The organism is Celeribacter marinus (assembly GCF_965656515.1).
Classification (GTDB): Bacteria; Pseudomonadota; Alphaproteobacteria; order Rhodobacterales; family Rhodobacteraceae; genus Celeribacter; species Celeribacter marinus_D.
Map to the genome: position 1 here is coordinate 1 of NZ_CBFHKW010000120.1, position 1,226 is coordinate 1,226.

Consider the following 1,226-nt stretch of genomic DNA (forward strand, 5'->3'; position numbering starts at 1 on the left):
CGCGCAACTTTGTAAAGCGGCGGTTGCGCAATAAAGAGGTGCCCTTGCTCAATAAGCTGTGGCATCTGGCGAAAGAAGAATGTGAGCAACAGCGTGCGAATGTGCGCGCCGTCGACGTCCGCATCGGTCATGATGACGATCTTGTGGTACCGCAACTTATCGAGGTTGAATTCGTCGCGGCCAATGCCCGTACCGAGCGCCATCACCAAGTTGCCGATCTCCTGGCTACCCAACATGCGATCAAATCGCGCGCGCTCAACATTTAGGATTTTACCTTTGAGAGGCAAAATAGCCTGTGTGCGACGATCGCGCCCCGTTTGCGCGGAGCCACCAGCGGAGTCACCCTCCACGAGGAAGACTTCGGTTTGGCTCGGATCTTTTTCCGAACAATCTTTGAGCTTTCCAGCGAGAAAGTTCACGTCTAACGCCGACTTGCGCCGCGTCAGTTCGCGCGCCTTGCGGGCCGCCTCGCGGGCCATCGCCGCCTCAACGATCTTGGAGACGATCATCTTCGCCTCTGTAGGATGCTCGTCAAACCACTCGGTTAGCTTTTCACCAACGAGATTTTCCACCGCAGGGCGGACCTCAGATGACACCAATTTGTCTTTTGTTTGCGACGAGAATTTCGGATCCGGAACTTTCACCGACAATACACAGGTCAGTCCTTCGCGGGCATCGTCGCCCGTAAAGGTAATCTTTTCTTTCTTTGCGATCCCACTTTCTGCCGCGTAGCGGGTCAAGGTGCGGGTAAGCGCGCCACGAAAACCGGCAAGGTGCGCCCCGCCGTCTCTCTGTGGGATGTTGTTGGTGAACGGAAGGACATTTTCATGGTAGCTATCGTTCCACCACATCGCGACTTCGACGCCAATATCGTCACGTTCGCCCGTGACAAAAATAGGCTCTGGGATCATAGCTTGCTTTGAACGGTCGAGGTATTTGACGAACTCCTTAACGCCACCCTCGTAAAACAGCTCAGATTTCAGCGGCACTGCGGGACGCTCATCCTCAAGAATGATCCGCACACCCGAGTTCAAAAACGCCAATTCGCGCAAACGCTTTTCCAAGGTCTCGAAATTGTAGTCGAGGTTCGAAAACGTGCCCTCAGGATCATTGATTTTGGAAGACGCGAAAAAGCGTACTTCTGTACCTGTTTCGTCCCCCGCATCGCCAATGATTTTCAAATGCTCGGCCGTATCGCCCTTTTCAAAGCGCGCGATATGGATCTT

1 protein-coding gene is annotated in these 1,226 nt (G+C 53.9%); it reads right to left on the reverse strand.

The window, feature by feature from the left end; genetic code table 11:
• Nucleotides 1–1,226 (reverse strand): toprim domain-containing protein (locus ACTG34_RS13760; RefSeq protein ID WP_439105433.1); only part of this gene is annotated, 1,226 nt, incomplete at both ends.